The sequence below is a fragment of the Flavobacterium sp. genome (genome assembly GCF_041392085.1).
Lineage (GTDB): Bacteria > Bacteroidota > Bacteroidia > Flavobacteriales > Flavobacteriaceae > Flavobacterium.
The window spans coordinates 126,314-147,217 of sequence record NZ_JAWKMW010000004.1 but is presented as its reverse complement, the minus strand read 5'-3'; the positions used below and the strand labels follow the sequence as shown (position 1 = coordinate 147,217).

17 protein-coding genes are annotated in these 20,904 nt (G+C 33.4%); 11 read left to right on the top strand and 6 right to left on the bottom strand.

Annotation, left to right across the window (positions count from 1 at the left end):
- Positions 1 to 88 precede the first annotated feature (88 nt).
- Together R2782_RS00675 and R2782_RS00670 are read left to right on the top strand one after the other, a co-directional pair.
- Positions 89 to 1,840, top strand: coding sequence for a hypothetical protein (locus tag R2782_RS00675; RefSeq protein ID WP_371266121.1), 1,752 nt, complete (start codon positions 89 to 91; stop codon positions 1,838 to 1,840).
- A gap of 35 nt (positions 1,841 to 1,875) precedes the next feature.
- Positions 1,876 to 5,766 carry a DUF2194 domain-containing protein gene (locus R2782_RS00670; protein ID WP_371266120.1) on the top strand — a complete coding sequence of 1,297 codons (3,891 nt, stop codon included), beginning with the start codon at positions 1,876 to 1,878 and terminating at the stop codon, positions 5,764 to 5,766.
- Positions 5,767 to 5,824: 58 nt separating this feature from the next.
- Here R2782_RS00670 and R2782_RS00665 read toward each other — a convergent pair whose 3' ends face one another.
- Positions 5,825 to 7,471: a DUF4832 domain-containing protein gene (locus R2782_RS00665; RefSeq protein WP_371266119.1), complete on the bottom strand. Its 1,647-nt coding sequence runs from the start codon at positions 7,469 to 7,471 to the stop codon at positions 5,825 to 5,827.
- Positions 7,472 to 8,010: 539 nt separating this feature from the next.
- Here R2782_RS00665 and R2782_RS00660 point away from each other — a divergent pair.
- Together R2782_RS00660 and R2782_RS00655 are read left to right on the top strand one after the other, a co-directional pair.
- Positions 8,011 to 9,930, top strand: coding sequence for a DUF294 nucleotidyltransferase-like domain-containing protein (locus R2782_RS00660; RefSeq protein ID WP_371266118.1), 1,920 nt, complete (start codon positions 8,011 to 8,013; stop codon positions 9,928 to 9,930).
- A 3-nt stretch (positions 9,931 to 9,933) separates the two neighbouring features.
- Entirely contained in the window at positions 9,934 to 10,554 is a 621-nt protein-coding gene (locus tag R2782_RS00655) for a 3'-5' exonuclease (RefSeq protein ID WP_371266117.1), read from the top strand.
- Here the strand turns inward: R2782_RS00655 and R2782_RS00650 are convergent.
- Positions 10,551 to 11,312 (bottom strand): rhamnogalacturonan acetylesterase, encoded by a 762-nt coding sequence (locus R2782_RS00650; RefSeq protein ID WP_371266116.1) that lies wholly within the window; start codon positions 11,310 to 11,312, stop codon positions 10,551 to 10,553. The two genes, R2782_RS00655 and R2782_RS00650, sit on opposite strands and share 4 nt — an antisense overlap.
- Positions 11,299 to 12,279: a pectinesterase family protein gene (locus R2782_RS00645; RefSeq protein WP_371266115.1), complete on the bottom strand. Its 981-nt coding sequence runs from the start codon at positions 12,277 to 12,279 to the stop codon at positions 11,299 to 11,301. Before R2782_RS00645 ends, R2782_RS00650 begins: the two co-directional genes overlap by 14 nt.
- Positions 12,280 to 12,287: 8 nt before the next feature.
- On the opposite strand from R2782_RS00645, the gene R2782_RS00640 reads away from it, so the two are divergent.
- Positions 12,288 to 12,413 carry a hypothetical protein gene (locus tag R2782_RS00640; protein WP_371266114.1) on the top strand — a complete coding sequence of 42 codons (126 nt, stop codon included), beginning with the start codon at positions 12,288 to 12,290 and terminating at the stop codon, positions 12,411 to 12,413.
- A gap of 117 nt (positions 12,414 to 12,530) precedes the next feature.
- On the opposite strand, the gene R2782_RS00635 is transcribed toward R2782_RS00640, so the two are convergent.
- The 3 genes from R2782_RS00635 to R2782_RS00625 form a co-directional block, all read right to left on the bottom strand.
- Positions 12,531 to 13,058, bottom strand: a complete 528-nt coding sequence (locus R2782_RS00635) for a methylated-DNA--[protein]-cysteine S-methyltransferase (RefSeq protein WP_371266113.1) — start codon at positions 13,056 to 13,058, stop codon at positions 12,531 to 12,533.
- Between the two features lie 24 nt (positions 13,059 to 13,082).
- Positions 13,083 to 13,700 carry a matrixin family metalloprotease gene (locus R2782_RS00630; protein WP_371266112.1) on the bottom strand — a complete coding sequence of 206 codons (618 nt, stop codon included), beginning with the start codon at positions 13,698 to 13,700 and terminating at the stop codon, positions 13,083 to 13,085.
- Positions 13,701 to 13,763: 63 nt separating this feature from the next.
- Positions 13,764 to 15,740, bottom strand: a complete 1,977-nt coding sequence (locus R2782_RS00625; protein WP_371266111.1) for a thiamine pyrophosphate-dependent enzyme — start codon at positions 15,738 to 15,740, stop codon at positions 13,764 to 13,766.
- A 187-nt stretch (positions 15,741 to 15,927) separates the two neighbouring features.
- Here R2782_RS00625 and R2782_RS00620 point away from each other — a divergent pair, with 187 nt between their 5' ends.
- The 6 genes from R2782_RS00620 to R2782_RS00595 all read left to right on the top strand — a co-directional run bounded on the left by R2782_RS00620 (position 15,928) and on the right by R2782_RS00595 (position 20,837).
- Complete coding sequence (locus tag R2782_RS00620; protein ID WP_371266110.1) at positions 15,928 to 16,878, top strand: isopenicillin N synthase family dioxygenase; 951 nt, start codon at positions 15,928 to 15,930, stop codon at positions 16,876 to 16,878.
- 152 nt (positions 16,879 to 17,030) lie between these two features.
- On the top strand, positions 17,031 to 17,363 hold the full coding sequence (locus R2782_RS00615; protein WP_371266109.1) for a translation initiation factor: 333 nt from the start codon (positions 17,031 to 17,033) through the stop codon (positions 17,361 to 17,363).
- Positions 17,364 to 17,472: 109 nt separating this feature from the next.
- Positions 17,473 to 18,339: a nucleoside phosphorylase gene (locus R2782_RS00610; RefSeq protein ID WP_371266108.1), complete on the top strand. Its 867-nt coding sequence runs from the start codon at positions 17,473 to 17,475 to the stop codon at positions 18,337 to 18,339.
- 66 nt (positions 18,340 to 18,405) lie between these two features.
- Positions 18,406 to 18,933, top strand: a complete 528-nt coding sequence (locus tag R2782_RS00605) for a GNAT family N-acetyltransferase (protein WP_371266107.1) — start codon at positions 18,406 to 18,408, stop codon at positions 18,931 to 18,933.
- Positions 18,934 to 19,032: 99 nt separating this feature from the next.
- A complete protein-coding gene (locus R2782_RS00600) occupies positions 19,033 to 19,884 on the top strand; it encodes a substrate-binding domain-containing protein (RefSeq protein WP_371266106.1) in 852 nt (283 codons plus the stop codon).
- Between the two features lie 20 nt (positions 19,885 to 19,904).
- Entirely contained in the window at positions 19,905 to 20,837 is a 933-nt protein-coding gene (locus tag R2782_RS00595; RefSeq protein ID WP_371266105.1) for a transglutaminase domain-containing protein, read from the top strand.
- Positions 20,838 to 20,904 lie beyond the last annotated feature (67 nt).

Sequence of the window (20,904 nt, the reverse complement as noted above, 5' to 3'; positions counted from 1 at the left end):
GTGGTTTAAGTATGGGAGTATATCTTTGATAGTCGTTTTTAGTTTAATTCAACTTAGTATTTACAGCTTAATTAATTTTGTGTTAATCATGCTGTTTATCATGTTAGTTGATGTGGTGGGAATTAAAAATGTCAAAAATCCAATTCGCTATTTTAAAGAAGTTTCTAAAGCTCGTTTTTTCGAATTTTTAAAAGATAATGAAAACCGAAAACCCATACGCGAACTTATTCGTTTGGAGAGACCTAAAAAAATAAAAGATGACCGCGTTTTTATATTTTATGCAACGTTGGTTCTAATTGTAGTTGCTTTTATCGGACGGTATTATTTTTATGTCTATGATACATATTTGCTTTCTGATTTATGGATTTCAAATTTAAATAAAGTTATTTTATTTGATGAAAACGCTTGGTTCAACGGTACAGTTTCTGCTGAAGGTGAATTGGCTATTAGTAATTTATACTCAAAATTAGTTGATATTAGCCCTGAAGTAGGCTTGCAAAGTTTAGCTATTTTAGAGGATATTTTGCTAAGTATTATTGTTTTTTGGACCATTCGTAAAATTACAGCGTCACGAATTTTAGCTCCATTAATTGCTTTTGTGGCTTACGTTTTTTTATATACTTTTTCACCTATTGAAATCCACTATCTTTTACAGAATGAACCTGTATTGATGGGGTTAACTTTTGCTATACCGGCAATGGTATACATTTTAAAACCTGATGTAATCAATTATAAAAAGACAAATTTCTTCATTACATTAATCATTTGTTTTTTTGCTATCGGTTTGATTGATTTGTTTACTTTATTAATTCTTATGCCGCCCTTTTTTATTTTGGCATTAGTATTTGTATCTAAAAGTGATATAAGTTTTAGGTGGATTGCTTTTGTCTCCTATATTCTTGGTGTAACATTTGTGTTGTCTCTTTATTATTGGATGTGTTTATACTATCAAAATGATTTTTTAATCTTTTTACAATCCAGTTTAATTTCTGTTTCTTCTTTTACTTATATGCCCAATTTGATTGTGCCTTTTGATGAGTTGTTACAGTATTATCAATATGGTTCTTTGTTTAGCATTGTTATTTTACCCTTTTTAATTTGGTATAAAAAAGAGCTATGGAAACCATCACTTGTTTTTATGTTATACTTTAATGTGTTGGTTGCATTTAATTTTATTCAAATAGAATGGATTGATTCCGATTTACTTCGTTTGGCCTTAGCTGTTTTTGTTCCTATTTGTTTCGGAATATCGGTTGCTGTTTTACTCAGATTGTTATTTCCCTTATACAAAGGTTTGCTTCGCTTTAAAATACCTCTTGCTGTTGGAATGGCTGTATTTGCTTTAGGGGGAATTGTATTTACTCAAATAACACCGCTAAACAATATTAAAACGTCTGATAAAACACCTCGAATGGTTTTAGATGCTTATGATAAAATTTTACACGAATTTTTTCCGCACAGTTATGCTGTAGTTAATGATAATGTTGCACAAACAATGAGTATCAACAAACACTTTTTTATCAACTACGAAGATTTTTTGTTTGGTTACTTAGAAAGTGATTCTATTTACCATCGCAACAGAAAAAAACCTAAATTTTTTATTGAAAATCCGCAATATGTTATTCCAAAAAGTATTCTTGTTTTTGTGTACCATGATAATTCAGAAAAAGCAAATCAATTTGCAGACCAAAATCAATTAGAGCCTTTACTAAAAGAACATATTAAAACGCTCGAAAAACGAGGAAGAGAAGTTTCTTTGTATTATGAAAGCCCCTATGTAAATGTGTATGAAATTGTAAATGAACCCAAGTCAAGTAAGATTGATGACCTAATCTATTGAGTATGAAAACCCGTGCAAACTTTAATCGACTAGTCATGCATAGCCTTTTGGTAGTTGTACTGCTATTATCAAGCTGTGCCGACTTCGATGCTATAATGAATCCTAATAATATTGATTTATTTTCAAAAGATCAAGCTGGAAAAAACGGCTTGTTAAAGCATTATTCGGATGCCGATTTAAACCTTCCGCCTTTGGTTGAGTATGTTGTGGATTTTGAAAATCCAATGAGTGTTAAATACAGTAATCACCTTAAGAAGTTATGTAATTACACTAAAATACCGTTCAAAAATATTAATCTCAAAGCGTGGAATGCTAATTTGGAAATAGCCGCTTCTACGCGTGTTTTGTGTGTTTTAGAAACAAAAAAATTAAATGATGCTTCGGTTACAAAGATTTTAAAATTTGTTTCCGATGGCGGAACATTATACTTACCTTATGCTTGTGAAGACAAACGATTTGGATTTATGATAGGGATGAAACCCAATTCAGAATATGCAACCGATGTAACTTCATTGGGAATTAGTTTTAAAGAAAATTTCATTCCAACTCTAGCTGGTACTTCTACCAGAAAAGCAATTGCTCATTTTGGTATGAGTGGGGTTAATTTTGATTACTCAAAAATAAAAGTATACGCAACATCCATCAATAACCAATCTTTTCCGGCCATTTTAGAAAGCAAAATAGGTGAGGGGAGAGTGATTAACTTAAACTCGACCTTTGAGTTTGAAAAAATGGACAGAGGAATTTTGTTTTCTGGAATGATGATGGGCTTGGAAGGAATTCCATACCCGATTGCAAATACAAATACAATTTTTTTAGATGATTTTCCATCGCCTTTATACGATACAAAAATGGAGCCTATCAAATCGGAAATGAATTTATCTATTTCTGATTACGTAAAGAATGTATGGTGGCCGGATATGAAATCATTGGCAAAAAAATATCAAATAAGTTATACTGCCGTTCCTGCATTTGATTATAATGTAAAAACAGATCCTCCATTTTTATTTTCGCAATGGGATGCCAAAAAAATTTCAAGCGGAGGTAGAGTAGAACCCATTAGCAGCTGGTTGATGCGAGATTGTATGAAAACCGGGCATGAATTAGGTTTTCATGGTTATAATCATGTTTCGTTGGTAAAAAGAGATTGGAAAAAGCAGGAGTTCATTGTAACTGCATTAGAAGGTGTTCAAAAAAAATGGAAAGTAAGTAGTTTTGGTGATTTACCTATTTCTTATGTTCCTCCTTCAAATTACATTGACCAAATGGGGCTGAAAAGGTTAAAAGAAGGACTACCCTCCATTAGTTTTATGTGTAGTTTGTATCTAGGAGAAACGTATGATGGTGGAAACAGAGAGTTTGATTTTGATCCGTATCACCACGATATGTTCGATTATCCACGAATCTCCAGTGGATTTGAGATTGATGACAATTCTAAATACAACATTCAATCATTGTATTTATACACGGGAATTTGGAATCATTTTGTTCATCCGGATGATGTATATCAAATTCCGAGTCCTTTTAACAAAAGTGCCGGTGAATTTGAATTACGAAATCCTAAAGGATTAGGCTGGCGAAAAACAAAAGGAAAACAAGGGGGGTTATTAGCACAGTTTGATAACTATTTGAAAGAATTTACCACTGCATTTCCTCAATCTAGATTTTTAAATGCCGGTGAGGGAGGTTTTATTGCATTGGATTGGAGGGCTTCTAAATTTAATCACAAGACCTATAACGGAAAATACATTGTTGAAGAATTAAAACCAGAAAACTCAACCTCTAACAGTCAATATTGGTTTTTATATGGAACAACAGAAAATGCAGAAAATATAGAACTTCAACTAAAATCAATTGCCGTAATCTATTCCAAAACAAAATACCTCGACGGTTTTTTGTATTCAGTATATACCAATGAGCCTTCAATTAAAATCAAAGATTATAGAGAATACCGTGATAAAGAATTAGACTTTATTTACAGTAAAGTTAAAAACGACTATTATACTTATATCGCAAAAGTTCAAGAGTTTGAAAAAGGTGATGATGTTTCTGAAGATTATGAAGAACAAATTCGATTGGAAAAAGCAGCCTTAAAACAGCGAATGCTTTCTGAATCAACTATTGATTATCCTACTTGGAGTAAATATGCCGAATACATGTCGTGGGAAAATAGGGGAGATGAAGTCTGGATAATGCTCGAGAAACACTGCTCTAAATACCCAACAAAAGAAAATGTAATGTATTCGCAAGAATTAGATAAATTAATTGGTTATCCAAATGATTTAGCTATGGAAAAGTGGATAAATGCTCAATTATTGGTAAATCCTAGAGATAAAGATTTGCTGAATAGTTATGTTGCCAATTTTAATACACCTGAAAACAAGGAAAAAATTAAGCAAGCATTAATTGCTCTTTTAGGTGTTGATACAGGAAAGGAAAGCATGTTTAATTACTTGCAACATTTATTATGGTATGAACCACAAACAGCATTGGTTGAATTAGAAAAAATTGAACCCTCTGAAGATTACAGAGCATTGGCTACTAATATTACATGGCTTTATGCGAATGAAAAAAATTACCAAAAAGCCTATGATTGGTCTTTTTACAGTACAGAAATTGATATTGCTAACAAAATGGAATGGCTGTTTCAATTAAAACAATACGACAGTTTAATTAACGAATATAATAATCACATAGCTAAAAATCCGGATGATTATAAGACAAAAGCCTTAATGGCCAATTATTATCATGATATGGGTAAATTTAAGGAGGCTTGGGTTTTAGCCAGTGAACTTCCAGAATCTAAAGAAAAGGAATCGCTCAGAAAATCATTAAACGCAGATGTGGTGTATCAAGATGACTTTTTACAGCAAGATTTATTAGCCAATTATCCGGAATTGTTTTTAGATAATGTTAAAATGGCTGTTACCAAAACAAACCGTTTAAAATATGGTAATTTTATAGAGTCTGAGAATGAAATTCAAACAAACAGAGATAGAATGGCTTCATTAATGACAAGACATTCGTATAACTTTTATGATAAGAAAAAAAATCTTCATCGTTTAGCCGGTACCTATTCTGAATTTTTTCCTTTGATTCGTTCTACGGTAGATACTATTATAACCGATATTCGCCCACAAAGTAGAGCAGATAATGAGCAATTGATTATTTCAGATGACAATAGGTTTACACGAGTTTATGGGATTGAATACCAATATAAAAATCCTTTTTCCTTTGATAAATATCAATATTGGTCGCGATTACGACTTGAAATGGACAATTATCAGCGAACGTATTTCCAATTTGGAGCTGGAATAAGCAAAACTTTCAAGAAAAACTTTAGCTCTGCACAAGTAAATGTATTTCCGGTGCAAACAGCACCGGGGCACGCTAAAGAAATTTATCATGTTCAATCATCTCTTTACCAAAGTGTTTATTTTATGAAAAAAATCAATGCTTCGTTGTCAATTGAATCAAATTACTATACAAAGAGTAAAACCAATACTGATTTTATCACGGATAATAATATTGATATTTCGGCTACACTACGAGTTGGTTGGGATGATGGGGAAGAAAAGAAATCAAAACTTATTCCTTTTTTAGAATCCTCAATTCAAAAAGGTTCTACCGATTTAAGTGATGGATATCCTTATTGGATGTTGGATAAGCGATTGTTTGGTGGAGGCGGACTCAGCTACAGCTATGGTCTGGATGCAAATGATTTTAAAGCAAAAGTAGAAGCTGCCTATTTTTTTGATGATTATGCAGAAGTCTTTCAGCGATTTTCAGGCTCTTTGTCTTATCGATTATTTAATTACACTGCTTTAATGGCTAGTTTTGAACTTTTTAACCAGGATAAGTTCTATTCTAACACCATTCAATTTGGATTAAAGCACAGTTTTAGAGAAAAGTACCGAACAAAATAAAAAATGATGAAGTACATTAATTTGTACTTCATCATTCAACTAAAAACATTGATTTGTTTTAGTGTTTTACAATAAATCTTCTTGAATCATTGGTTTCTCCATTGTTAAATTGAATGAAGTATACACCATTGGTTAATGTTTGAGTATCAAAACGTACTTTGTTTCCGTTTTGTGTTGCATTTAATTTCATTTGCTGGCCTAAAGAATTGTACACAGCAAAGTTATAATCAGCAGTAACATCAAATTCAACAATTAACTCATTGTCAGCAGGAACGGGATGTAAGATTACTTTCAAACGATTACTATCGGCAATACCAAGTGTTTCAGTAATTTCAACTTGGTGGTTTAATCTATTGTATCCGGTTGAAGCTTCCCAAACATTATTGTTAGCAAATCGAATGGCATACTCCGGTCTGTTTGCTAATGATTCATAGGCATCAGGAAGATGCAAATACATATCATAATTTCCTGGGATGATTCCATCCGGTAACGTTAAATTTTCAGTAATTGTAATTTCGTCATGCCATAGTCTTGGATCAGAATCTAACATAATAGGAAAGACATCATTAGTAACAACATTTTTTAATACGATATAAGCATATCGTTCATTAAACGGTGCGGCATAACCAACATTATTAATATTAAGCGTAATGGATAATTGATTATCCAATGTAATGCTATTTGGTAATTGGGCACTGGTTAATTCAAAACGGTACCCAAGGTTTTTTTGAATATCTTGATAACAATCTCCGGTTTGCCAACCGTTAATTACACTTGGATGATAATCTAAATTAAGGTAGGACCAATGGAATTTAGCCATTTCAAATTGAGCAGTGGTGCAATTTGTTCTGGATTCAAAAACTGCACATGTTTCTCCACCCATTGGTAAAAACTGAGTTTCTTGATCTAAATAAGGGTATTCTGTATTTACATTAGAATACGTTCCTACATCTGTATTACTAGACAAAAAACAATCATTGTGATGACCAATTCTAGCTAAATTTGTATTTGTGTAGGCTTGACTTGGTGGTAATGGAGCAGGAGTATTGTACATTTGTTGCTTCATCTTTGGATAGCGAATTTGTACGGCTCTTGTGTTTGGGAGGGCATCTAATATAGCGTCTGTAATATTCTTACGATGGGCATAATTTGAAGAAGTTAAATTGGTTTCGTTATAACCCCAACCGCCAAATTCGGCTTGGTCTGTATAATACCATTCACCCCAAGCTCCAATAAATCCGGCTTGCATTACGGCAATTACATCGGCATTAGCAATTAGTAAAGGCTTTATTTGATTGATATGCTCCAACATTCTCGTTTTTGTAGCATCTAAAACAACATCATCACCGTAATCGTCAGAATACGCAAATCGAATAACACTTTTTAAACCTGCATTTCGAATTCTGTTAAAATCCGTTTGCATATTATTTAAATAGGATTGCGGAATAGAAGAATTAACAAAATCATTCAAATAGAAATACCTAAAAACTAGGGTAATATTCTGGTTAACACGGTAATTGGTTAATGAAGATTGATTTAATAGATTATAACCACTTGTAGATGATGATTCAGTATCACTGTACTTATAAAATCCTCGTTCAGGATTCGGAAAGTTGGCACTCGATGCAGTATAAGTTACTGTAGTTGTCTGTGCACCTCCATAAATAAATAGAAGAGCACCAAAAAAGGTAAATACTTTTCTCATAGTAGTAGGTCAGTTTGTGCTAAATTTGGGTTAGCGGATTAAACGTTTTTTTAGTTTTTTATTTTTTACTTACAATGTTGTGGCTCATTGTATAACGGCTCAAATATAGATGAAATGTAAATTTTTATCGATAAAATACGTTAAAAAATTACACAAAAAATCGATGAAATGCATTAATATTAAATTTATGTAAGATTAGTTTTTAAATTTAACAAAATTTTATGTAGGTTTTATTAGCTGTTTTTAGAATTCTTTTAATTTTATAGCTATTTAAAATCAACTACTTAAGATTTTTTTACAATGAAATTTAACTTGTTGTATATTATCTTTTCTTTGATGTTGTAATCATCACTATTGATACTTAATAAACTATAATTTATATTATGTAAAATAGAAATGTAAAAAATTTTGGAGTATCAATTTTTCTATCCATTCTGTTCTTCTCTATTGATTTAGATGAAAATAATATAAAATGAAATACAAAAACTAAAGTTAATAAAATAGAATTTATGTAAATTTATATTTTAATTGATAAAGCCATGAAAAACTCAATTGCTGAACGAATTGCGGATTTTTTAAAAAAATTTCCTCCTTTTTCAAGTCTTTCCTATGCCGAATTACTCACAATATCAAATGAAATACAAGTATTACATATTGAAAAAAATAATGTTTTGTTTAAAATAGGAGATGCTACTCATCCTTTTTTTTATGTTGTTAAGGAAGGTGCAATTGGTCTCTCTGTTACCTCGGATACGGAGGATGTTTTAATCGATAAGTGTGATGAAGGAGACATTTTGGGTCTTCGTCCTTTTTTTGCTAAAGATAATTATTTAATGACGGCAAAAGCACGTGAAGAAAGTCTGTTATATGCAATCCCAATAGAAGTTTTTAAACAATACGTTAGTCAAAATGTTGATGTTTTAAATTTTATTTTAGAAAGTTTTGCTTCTAATACCAGGAACCCTTATGATAAAGAACATAAAGGTAAATTGATTTCTGAAAATGTGATTTACTCAGAGCAAAGTTCTGAAATACAATATTTTCAGCCTATTGCCTATACCAAAAATCCAATTACAGTCTCTAGAAAAGATAGCATTAAGCTTGTTGCTACAATAATGACGCAACATAAAATTGGAAGTGTAATTATTCAAGATAATAATTTGCCTGTAGGAATTATTACAGATAAAGATTTACGTTCCAAAATAGCCACAGGTCTTTTTCCAATAGATATTTCAGCAGAGCAGATTATGTCTGCTCCTGTTGTTACGGTAGCAGAAAACATTTCGATTGCAGAAACACAAATGATGATGTTAAAGCATAATGTTGGTCATTTGTGTGTGACAGAGGATGGAACAAACAAGTCGACTATAATTGGTGTTATTTCTGAACATGATGTAGTTGTTGCACAAGCAAATAATCCCGGGGTTTTATTGAAACAAACCAAACGAGCTACACGGTCAAAAGAACTAAAATTAGTTCGAGAAAAGTTAAATGATTTGATACAAAATTCTTTGGATAAAAATATCCCCATTCAACATATTTCTTCCCTTGTAGGAGAAATTAATAATACCATCACCAAAAGAGCGGTAGAGTTAGCTATTGAAAAAATGGATGAAGCCCCCCCTACTCGATTTGCTTGGCTAAATATTGGAAGTCAAGGTCGTAAGGAACAATTATTAATGACCGATCAAGATAATGCTTTGGTTTTTGAAGATGTTGAAGAAGAACACTATAATGATGTAAAAAAATATTTTCTTGAATTAGCTGAAAAAGTAACCAAAACATTAAATAAAATCGGTTACGAATTTTGTCCGGCAGAAATGATGGCAAGCAACCCAATGTGGTGTAAGTCTGTTACGGATTGGAACAAACAATATAATTCATGGATTAATAAACCGGGGGAAAATGGAATTTTAATGTGTTCAATTTTTTTTGATTATGATTTTATCGTTGGTGATGAAAATTTAGTCGATTCAATTACGGAAAACATTTTTGCCAATTTACAGAATAATCAATTGTTTTTTGCCTATCTAGGTACGGATGCATTAAAGAATCCACCACCATTGGGCTTTTTCAGACAATTTTTAGTTGAAGATGACGGCGAACATAAAGATACCTTTGATATTAAAAGCAGAGCCATTATGCCATTGGTAGATGCGGCTCGTTTATTATTGTTAAGTCAGAACATAAGAGGGATAAATAACACGTATCACCGATATAAAAAATTAGCAGAAGTTGAACCGCAAAATGAAGAATTATTTGAAAGTTGTGCTGAGGCTTTTGCTACACTTTCTTTTTTTCGAACAACAGAAGGATTAATGAATGATAATAATGGTAGGTATCTGAATTTAAACGAGTTGTCTAAATCAGATAAAGTAAAACTTAAAAATTCTTTTCAGCCTATTCGTGCTATTCAGGATGCTATTAAAAATCGTTTTCAACTCACCTATTTTACGTAATTTATGATAGTATTTGATTGGTTAAAAAAAGGAAGTAAAGATTATCCGAAGTTTTGGACTCATTATCTTGAAAGTTTCGAAAATCATTCTAACAATTTAAAACAGAATCGCTATGTGGTTTTTGATTGTGAAACGACCGGTTTAGATTATCGTAGAGATGTTATATTGTCAATTGGTGCTGTTGCAGTTGTTGATAATAGTATTTTAGTTAATGATTCGCTTGAACTTTATTTAAAACAAGAGCTATATAAACCCGAGACAGTTCATATACACGGTATTTTAAAAGAAGGTAAAGAAGAAAAAATTGTAGAAGCTGAAGCTATTATTCGGTTTTTAGAATTCGTTAAAAACGCTACTTTGGTTGGTCATAACGTTAGTTTTGATATTGAAATGATTAATCAAGCCCTAAAACGATTAGAAGTTGGAAAACTTAAAAATGAAAGTATGGATACTGATGCCATGTATCAAAAGTACAAAGGGTTACAAGAAGATCAACACTCTTCACTTGATGAATTGTGTAAAAATTTAAAAGTTGAAAAAAGCGAACGGCACACTGCTTCAGGAGATGCTTTTATTACAGCTTTGGTTTTTTTAAAATTGAAGAAAAGGCTTTTACTAAACTAATTTAGATATTTTGCGAGAGCTAAATTTTGTTTTCGTAATTCTGTTGCAAAAAGTTTACAAATTTCAGATGCTCCCAATACAGACAAATGGGTGTTGTCTGTAATTCCGTCCGGAAAATATTCATTTTCCCCGGCAGCAAAATGAAGGTGTAATTTTTTTGATTCTTCCATACCGAACGATATTTCCATTTGTTCCGTGAGGTATTGCATGTCAATAAAAGGCACATTCATTTCTTGTGCCACTAAACGGGCTTGCAAAGTATAATTTCCGTGCGAATCCAATAACACACCCTCAGCATTGAATTTTCTTCTTGCAATGGATGAAAACAAAATCGGAATGGCTCCCTTGGCTCTAGTTTCTTCAATGTAACGAATTAGATTATAGCGATATGCCGTTTGAGGATTGGTATATCTTACTGGATCTGTTTCCTTACCATCATTATGTCCAAATTGAATGAAGACATAATTGCCGGGTTGCATCGAATCCAGAACAGGCTGCCAATGACCTAATTCCCTGAAACTTTTGGTGCTTCTCCCATTTACTGCGTGATTTTTAATAACTACGTTGTCATTAAAAAATTGTGGTAACAATTGTCCCCACCCTCGTTCAGGGTTTTTATCCGGGTTCTTTTTGTTGGCCATTGTAGAATCTCCAATCAAATGAATAGTTAATTTATTATCAGTAATTTCGTCGGTTTTTGAACTTTTACAGCCAATCAATAGAATAGTAATAATGAAAAGAAATTTATATTTTTTCATACCAAAATGGATTTGTTGAATCATCATATAAAATGTTTTTTAATGTATATTTTTTAGATTGTTTTTTGGATAATTGATGCGACCATTTCACTCTTGACTTTTCATTTGCTTCTACTCCATTATTATTGTATTCGGCATAAAATGATGTTTTTTCAGCTTCCGGTTTAGACCAATTGTGCCAACCTTCCGGTAAAATATGGTTTCCTAATTTACAATTGATAAAGACGGTCTTAGCATAAATTCGCCAAGGTCTTCCTAAATAAACTTTTGTTATGTTTTGATTAGATGTTAAGTTACAATCTTTAAAAACAAATCCGTATTGTGCTTTTTCAGGTGTAGAAGCAGCTGTGATATATGAATTTTTTTTGCTGTGAATTCGACAAGAATCAAACACTGCAGTAGCACTTCCAAAAATAAAATCGGTTGTACCTTCAATATAGCAATTAGTATAGAATTGTTTTCCGGTACCGGAGGCATACAAGGTATCTTGATTCCCTAAAATAGTACAATTAGCGATAATTACACGATTGGATGTAACAGATAATGCTACTGCTTGACCAACTTCACCGGAAGTGTTTTCAATGGTAAGATTTTTTATTTTTACGTCATCACCTTGAATTTGTAAAGTATAGGTGTAAAATGTGCTGTTCCTCCCCTTTTTCATTTTATCAAAATAATCATCAAAACTTATAATTGTTTTTTCTCTGTTTTCACCAACAAGAGAAAGGTTTGAATTCCATTGATGGATATTTATTTTCTCGTTATATTTTCCGTTTTTTATGAATATAGTTATTTCTTCATACGGAAATGCTTTTGTGTTATTAATTGCTTCTTGGATTGAAGTAAAATCACCCGAACCATCTAGCGATACAACTATATTTTTTTCTTTTTTAGAAAGATTTACGGTATTTTTATTTTGCCATTTTTCATATTTATCCAATACTTTTTGCGGCCAATTTACATACACTTTTAGAAGTGAAAGAAGTGAAAGCACAAGATGTCACTAACTACCAATTCGGAGAGGGTTACCCTTCAGGTGTTTACAACTTGGTTGTAACACAAGGTAATGAAACAAGAACTGTACGTGTAGTAAAACAATAAAGCAAAGTCCTAGAGAACTAACGTTCTACTACACTAAGCTGAATAAAGTAAAGCCTCCGAATATTCGGAGGCTTTTTTTATTAAAAATGATTTAAGTGAATCATTCACTAGTTAAACCTAAAACAACTCCAATTGACCTCCTTGTTCTAAAAACAATAGTTTCTTTTTAGTTGCTAAACCACCGGCATACCCTACTAACTCTTGATTACTACCGATAATCCGGTGACAAGGAATAATTATTGACAGAGCATTGGCTCCATTGGCTGAAGCCACAGCCCTTATCGCTTTGGGATTTTTTAATTGCTTAGACAAACCCAAATAGGTTTGTGTTTTTCCATAATCCACTTGTTGCAATGCTCTCCAAACAGATTGTTGAAAATCGGTTCCCACTAACAATAACGGTAAATCAAAAGTTGTACTTTTTTTATCAAAATAATTTTCTAATTGGTTTTGTGTTTCAATGAGTAAAGGTGTTTTTTTATTTACAAATTCAGCTTGTAAACCTTTTAAAATGCGATTGTCAATTTCCTTACGCATTTTACGGTATCTCCAATCACATAAACACAGTTGGTTGTTGAAGTCGCCCATGATAAGCTCTCCAACCAGCGATTGATAATAGTGAATATGAATTATTTTTGTTTGCATTGCCTTGTAGCGACCTAAAAATACTCAATTCAATTTACTTTGACAACCCGAACACAGTTTAAGGCGAGCATTATCAATTGTAACCACACTTTCAACCACATCGGTCATAACACATTGTTTATCCGGACAATGTGGCAAACCTAAATTATGTCCAAATTCATGTACGGCAACTTTCTTTAACCTGGAAAAATGAATTGCTTTGTTATTATGTTGAATACGAAAAGTAGAAATTATACAACTCTTTCCCGGACAGTATGCTAATCCCATAATTCCCCAGTCTTGGTATTTGAGAATAGGTTCTTTTATTTTTCCGTTTTCTTTTTTGGTTGTGGAAATGTCTTTTTCGGTCAAACCAATGATGTAATCTAATGAATCGGCAAGTTCTTTCTTTTGAAGTTTTATAATTTTATCAGCTCTGTAGCGTGGCGATTTTACTTTAGTAAAGGTTGAATTGACATGTGGTTTATTTGGTAGTACAACCGTTTCTACTCCATAAAATTTATGAATAATTTCAGCGATAGTATCTGCTTTAGCTCTTGGAAAATTAGCATACGGCAAGATGCCAATCTTTGTTGCTAAAGAAGTTTTTTGGTTACAACTCCAAAAGAAAGCTACTATTAACACCAAGGAAGTCAACCTCATTTTTTACGATTTAAAAACACGAATATATCCTAAACCAGAAAACCGACAACAGACAACCGATAACTAATACGCCATCAAATCCAACAACTCTTTTTCAAATCGCTCTTTCGGTAAATATTGTTCTTCCAATGCTTTCACAAAAGGAATTGGCGATTCTAAACTCCCTACTCGTCGAACCGGTCCATCCAAATATTCAAAACAATTTTCCATAATCATCGCAGATATATCACTGGCAATTCCACCAAATAAAGTATCTTCATGAAGAATGATGCATTTATTGGTTTTCTTTACAGACTTAAATATGGCCTCAGTATCTAATGGTAGTAGCGTACGTAAATCCAACAAATCAGCACTAATTTCAGGATGTTTAATTAGCGTATCCAATGCCCAATGTACACCTGCACCAAAGGAAATAACAGTTACTTTAGTACCTTCTTTCAATAATGCTGCTTTTCCAAACGGAATGGTGTAATAATCGGTTGGAACATCTTGGTAAATACTTCTATACAATTGTTTGTGTTCAAAATACATCACCGGATTTGGGTCGTTAATCGCAGTGTTTAATAATCCTTTTGCATCATACGGAAATGCAGGATATACTACTTTTAAACCAGGCGTTTTCGTAAACCACGCTTCATTGGTTTGCGAGTGAAAAGGTCCGGCTTGTGTTCCGCCACCACAAGGCATTCGAACTACTACATCGGCTTTTTCATTCCAACGGTAATGTTGTTTGGCTAATAAATTCACAATGGGATTAAACCCTGTTGAAACGAAATCCGCAAACTGCATTTCTACTATCGCTTTATGTCCGTTTATTGATAATCCCATTCCGGCAGATACCACAGCACTTTCACAAATCGGCGTATTACGTACACGTTCTTTCCCGAACAATTTCACAAAACCATCCGTTACTTTGAACGCTCCACCATATTCGGCAATATCTTGACCCATAATCACCAAGTTAGGGTGACGTTCCATCGATTGTTTCAAACTTTGTGTAATAGCATCAATTACACGGATATTCTCAGTTATATCAGAATGTGTAAACTCTTCAAAATCATATGGCTTATAAACATCATTTAATTCTTCACTTAAATCAGCAGTAAAATCCGGTTCTTCAAAAACCAATCGGATGTGTTCCTCCATTTCTTGCTTAAAAGCCGTGCGAATAGCATCATCATATTCATTGGTTAACAAACCTATTTCCTTTAAATATTCTCTGTAATTATCAATCGGATCTTTTTTTGCCCATTCGTCCATTAAGTCTTGTGGGACATATTTGGTTCCACTCGCTTCTTCATGTCCTCGCATTCTAAAGGTCAAAAATTCCAATAAAACAGGTCTCGGATTCTCCCGTAAGGAAGTCACCAATTCAGAAACTTTGGTAAATACTTCCAAAATATTATTTCCATCTATAATATGACTTTCCATACCATATCCAATACCTTTATCCGCTAAATTTGCACAACGGTATTGCTCATTAGTAGGTGTGGATAATCCATAACCATTATTTTCAATCACAAATAAAACCGGTAATTCCCATACTGCTGCAATGTTTAAAGCTTCGTGAAAATCCCCTTCACTTGTAGCACCTTCACCGGTAAAAACCGCTGTGACTTTTCCATTCTTTCTAAGCTTGTTAGCTAACGCGATTCCATCTGCAACCCCTAATTGAGGTCCTAAATGTGAAATCATACCAACTATCTTATATTCTTGTGTTCCAAAGTGAAACGAACGGTCACGCCCTTTGGTAAAGCCACTTTTCTTACCTTGCCATTGAGCAAATAAACGTTTTAGCGGAATATCACGAGTGGTAAAAACACCTAAATTTCGGTGCATCGGAAGGATGTATTCATCTTTTTCTAAAGCGGAAGTAATACCTACTGAAATGGCTTCTTGACCAATGCCTGAAAACCATTTGGAAATTTTACCCTGCCGAAGCAGAATAAGCATTTTTTCTTCAATTAAACGAGGTTTTAATATGCGAATGTATAAATCAAGCAGTGTAGTGTCGGAAAGATTTTTTCTATCGAAAAACATAATTTGGGTGTTTAAAACGCTTCCAAAAGTACAAAAAATAACAATTTCAACTTCTTTTGTGATACTTTTTTATAAAACGATTTCGTAACTGTTAATAACTTTCAATTTTGCAATCTAAAATATTTATTTACATTTGTATTTACAAGCATTCAACTCACTTTGAGTTATTAACAAATAATCATTTAGTATGCAAAAAATTCCTAGTGTTGACTTGCGTGATTTCCTATCGGATGACCCGGTACGCAAACAAAAATTTGTAAATGAAATCGGAAAAGCTTACTCAGATATTGGGTTTGTAGCCCTCAAAGGTCATTTTTTGGATGACCGCTTAGTAGACGAATTGTACAGTGAAGTGCGTAACTTTTTTTCGCTACCTGTAGAAACCAAGTCCAAATATGAAATTCCCGGAATTGGTGGGCAACGTGGTTATGTATCTTTCGGAAAAGAGCACGCCAAAGGTCGTTCAGCCGGTGATTTAAAAGAATTTTGGCACTTTGGTCAATATGTTAGTGAAGGGTCAAAATATGCCGGAGAATATCCGGATAATGTAGAAGTTACCGAATTACCTAAATTTAACGAAGTAGGTAAAGAAGCCTACCAAATGTTGGAAAAAACAGGTGTTTATGTTTTAAGAGCTTTAGCTTTGTATTTAGGGTTAGATGAATTCTATTTTGATAATTACATCAAAGACGGAAACAGTATTTTGCGTCCGATTCATTATCCACCTATTACTGATGAACCAAAAGATGCGGTGCGTGCAGCAGCTCATGGAGACATCAACTTGATTACCTTATTGATGGGAGCTCAAGGCAAAGGATTACAGGTACAAAACCACAATGGTGAGTGGATTGATGCCATGGCCGAACCGGATGAATTGATGATTAATGTAGGCGATATGTTATCCCGTCACACCAACAACAAATTAAAATCGACCATTCATCAAGTAGTGAATCCGCCCAGAGAATTATGGGGAACTTCTCGTTATTCCATTCCATTCTTTATGCATCCGGTGAGTGATATGCGTTTGGATGTTTTGGAAGATTGTATTGATGAAAACAATCCAAAATTATACGAAGACATTTCAGCCGGAGAGTTCTTGCATGAACGTTTGGTTGATTTGGGATTGATAAAAAAGTAATGAATAATAACTCATAAAAGAAAGACATTGAGTTTTGGCTTGATGTCTTTTTTGATTTAAAGTGGCTGAGCTAATTAGTTACTGAGTACCTAAGTTTTACGGCTTAATTTCTCAGAAACTCAGAAACTCAGCATCTCAGCAACTCGAAAAAAATGGACCTAAACGAACAACTCAAAAAACTCTTCCCAGACCATCAACCTTCCAACGAACCGGAGCAAGTTGAGGAAACGCCTCATGAATTATACGTTCAAAAAGAACCCATGATTTGCCAGTACGAAAAACGAAAAGGCAAACCTACTACCATTATTTCCGGCTATGAAGGAAAAGATGAAGACTTTAAAATCTTAGCCAAAGAAATAAAAAGTAAATTTGCGGTCGGAGGCAGTTTCAAAGACGGCGAAATCATCATTCAAGGTGATTACCGTGACAAAATAATGCAATATTTAAAAGATAAAGGATTTAAAACTAAACGTGTAGGAGGATAATTTTTTGTTTCAAGTTTAACGTTTCAAGTTAATGTTTACTCAGTTTTTGGGTTTTCAATAAATTTTGAAGCATCCAACTTGAAACCTGAAACCTGAAACTAAAGAAAAAATGATACAATCATCTGAACTCATACTCAACCCCGACGGCAGTGTTTACCACATCAATTTATTGCCGGAACAAATTGCTCATGACATTATTTTTGTGGGAGATCAAAATAGGGTAGAAAAAATTACTAAGCATTTTGATTCCATTGAATTTACAACACAAAAAAGAGAATTCAAGACACAAACCGGAATGTATAAAGGCAAACGCATCACCGTCATGTCCACCGGAATAGGTCCGGACAACATTGATATTGTGATGAACGAATTGGATGCGTTAGTCAACATCGATTTAAAAACCAGAACGATAAAGGAAAAATTGACTTCTTTAAATATTGTGCGAATTGGAACATCGGGTTCGTTACAAGCCGATATTCCGGTAGATAGTTTTGTGATGAGCGTTTATGGTTTAGGATTAGACAATATGCTTCGCTCCTATTTAATTGATGCTATTTCAGAAAAAGACATTGAAGAAGCCTTTATCAATCAAACCAATTGGGATTTGCGAAAAGGTCGCCCGTATGTGATCAAAGGAAGTAATTTACTAATTAAAAAATTTGAAAGCAACCGGATTAAGAAAGGTTTCACCGGAACAGCAGGCGGATTTTATGGCCCGCAAGGACGTGTTTTACGATTGAACATTCAAGATGTAGAACTAAATTCTAAAATGGATGCATTTAATTACAACGGCATTCAAATGACCAATTTAGAAATGGAAACCGCCGCTATTTATGGTTTGGGAAAACTATTAGGACATCAATGCCTGTCCTTAAACGCAATAATTGCCAACCGAGCAAACGGAACGTTTAGTGAAGATCCGTATAAAGCCGTGGATGCGTTGATTGAATATGCGTTGGATAAATTGGCGGAGTGATAATATGCCAATAAGTCAATGTGACAATTGTTTAAATTTCATCAATCTGTTTTCAAAAATTTGAATATGAATTTAATCCTTGAAACCAATCGCCTTCTCCTTCGCCCGCTTGAACTAAGTGATGCCCAAGCCATGTTTGAAATGGATAACAATCCGAATGTTCATCGCTATTTATGGCAAAGTCCAATACAGGAAATTAGTGAAACCCTCAAGATTATTGAAATGGTGCAAAAACAATATGTTACAAATAAAATTGGGCGTTTTGCCACGATTCTGAAAGAAACAGGTGAATTCATTGGTTGGACAGGGATAAAATTTGTGAATGACCACGTAGAGAATGGTAACACCAATTTCTATGATTACGGCTACCGTTTAAATGAAAAATTTTGGAACAAAGGTTATGCTACCGAAGCATCCATCGCTTGGTTAGATTATGGTTTTAACCAAATGAACATTGATAAAATGCACGCCTATGCACACGCTCAAAACGGAGCATCCAACCATGTTTTACATAAGGTAGGCTTTAATTTTATAGAAAATTATCCGGATACAGAGGGTGTGATTTGGAAGTGGTGGATGATGGAAAAACTGTAAACGTTGTCTGTTGTCGGTTATTAGTTTGTTCATTTGTCTTTAAAAACACTTAATATCGTTGTCTTACTACTTAATACTCCCATCTTAATACTAAAAAAAATGAAAACCATCAAAATAGCCGGCGTTCCCGAACATTTCAACTTACCTTGGCATTTGTGCCTTGAAAATGGTGAATTTGAAGAAGCGGGTATCGATTTACAATGGACCGATGTTCCCGAAGGAACCGGAAAAATGTGTCAAATGCTTCGTAATGGCGAAACGGATATTGCGGTAATTCTTTCCGAAGGAATTGTGAAAGATATTATTGCCGGAAATCCATCAAAAATCGTTCAAGTGTATGTGGAAAGTCCGCTCATTTGGGGAATTCATGTAGATGCAAAGTCTGATTACAAAACTCTTTCCGATTTAGAAAACACAAAAGTTGCGATAAGTCGAATGGGTTCAGGCTCCCATTTGATGGCAATAGTAAATGCTCAAAATCAAGGTTGGAAAACCAATGATTTGCAGTTTGAAATCGTGAATACAATTGATGGAGCCGTTGAAGCATTGTCAGCCGGAAAAGCCAACTATTTCATGTGGGAAAAGTTCATGACCAAACCCTTGGTGGACAACGGTACATTCCGCAGAATTGCCGACTGCCCTACGCCATGGCCCTGCTTTGTGATTGCTGTTCGTAATGAAATGCTAGAAAAACATCCTCAAACCATTGCATTAATTTTAGAAATCATTAACGCAACGACAGAAGAATTCAAAAATATACCTAGTATTAATCGTACACTATCAGAGCGATATAACCAAAAAGTAGACGATATCAATCAATGGTTAAATCAAACCAGGTGGTCACAAAAAAACATAACAACAGCAACGTTAAACAAAGTTCAAAATCAACTTTTGGACCTAAACATTATCAATAAAAAAAGTAATTTTGCTGAAATAGTGCACAGCTTTTAGCATTTTGCCGTTTTAGTGAGATGAAAGTATTTGGAACATTTAACATAGACGAACTTAAAACAAAGTTTCAAGTAAAAAGACCTTGGGATGATGTTATTATTTTTGTGTTAAATGTGCTCATTGCAATCCCAATTTTTATCATACTGCATCAAAACTTAAAAGATCCAAACTGGTTTTTTAATTTTGATAGAATTTTGATTGGAATTATTTTATTGGTTCTAATTCAACTTATTTTAAGACTTATTAGAACAATTATTTTATTAGGTCTTGCAACTTATTTACTAATTTTAATCTACGGAACTATTTTTAGTGGTTACGGATTTGAATCTGTTTTTCAAGATTATGGTTATATGATTTATTCAATGTCTGAAGACCCCAACCCCCAAGATATTGTTATATCCAAATTACTTCCTTTTCCTAATAAAAACCAAATTATTAAAGCAATAGAATATGATCAACCTCAAGTGCGAAATTTTGCCTTAACCGCAACAACCTTGCATTTTAGAGATATAAAAGGACAACACGAGCATCGTAAAATGATACAATGTTTTGCTGTTTTTAAAGAAATTAGAAATCGATGGAATTACGTCAACGATCCCAAAGGACAAGAATATATTGCTCATGCTACTGAAAGTCTAATTCATTTTTCAGGTGATTGTGATGATCATGCCATATTAATGGCAGCTTGTATCAGAGCAGTTGGTGGTACACCACGGTTAATTCATACCGGAGGCCATATTTATCCGGAAATGTTAGTAGGCAAAAAGAGTGATTTAGAGGCAGCAGTTTATCTTATTAAAGAGGTGTTATTTGTAGATGAGAGTAAAAACAAAGAAATTCATTATCATATTGATGAGCGAGGTCAAATTTGGCTAAATTTAGATTATACTGCCCGCTATCCGGGAGGCCCATTTATGTCTGAAGAAATTTTAGGAGCATTAACATTGAATTAATTGTATTAGAGATTTTGGTTAATTTTTTTCTTTCCAACAATGCTTTTTATATATTTACATCTTATAA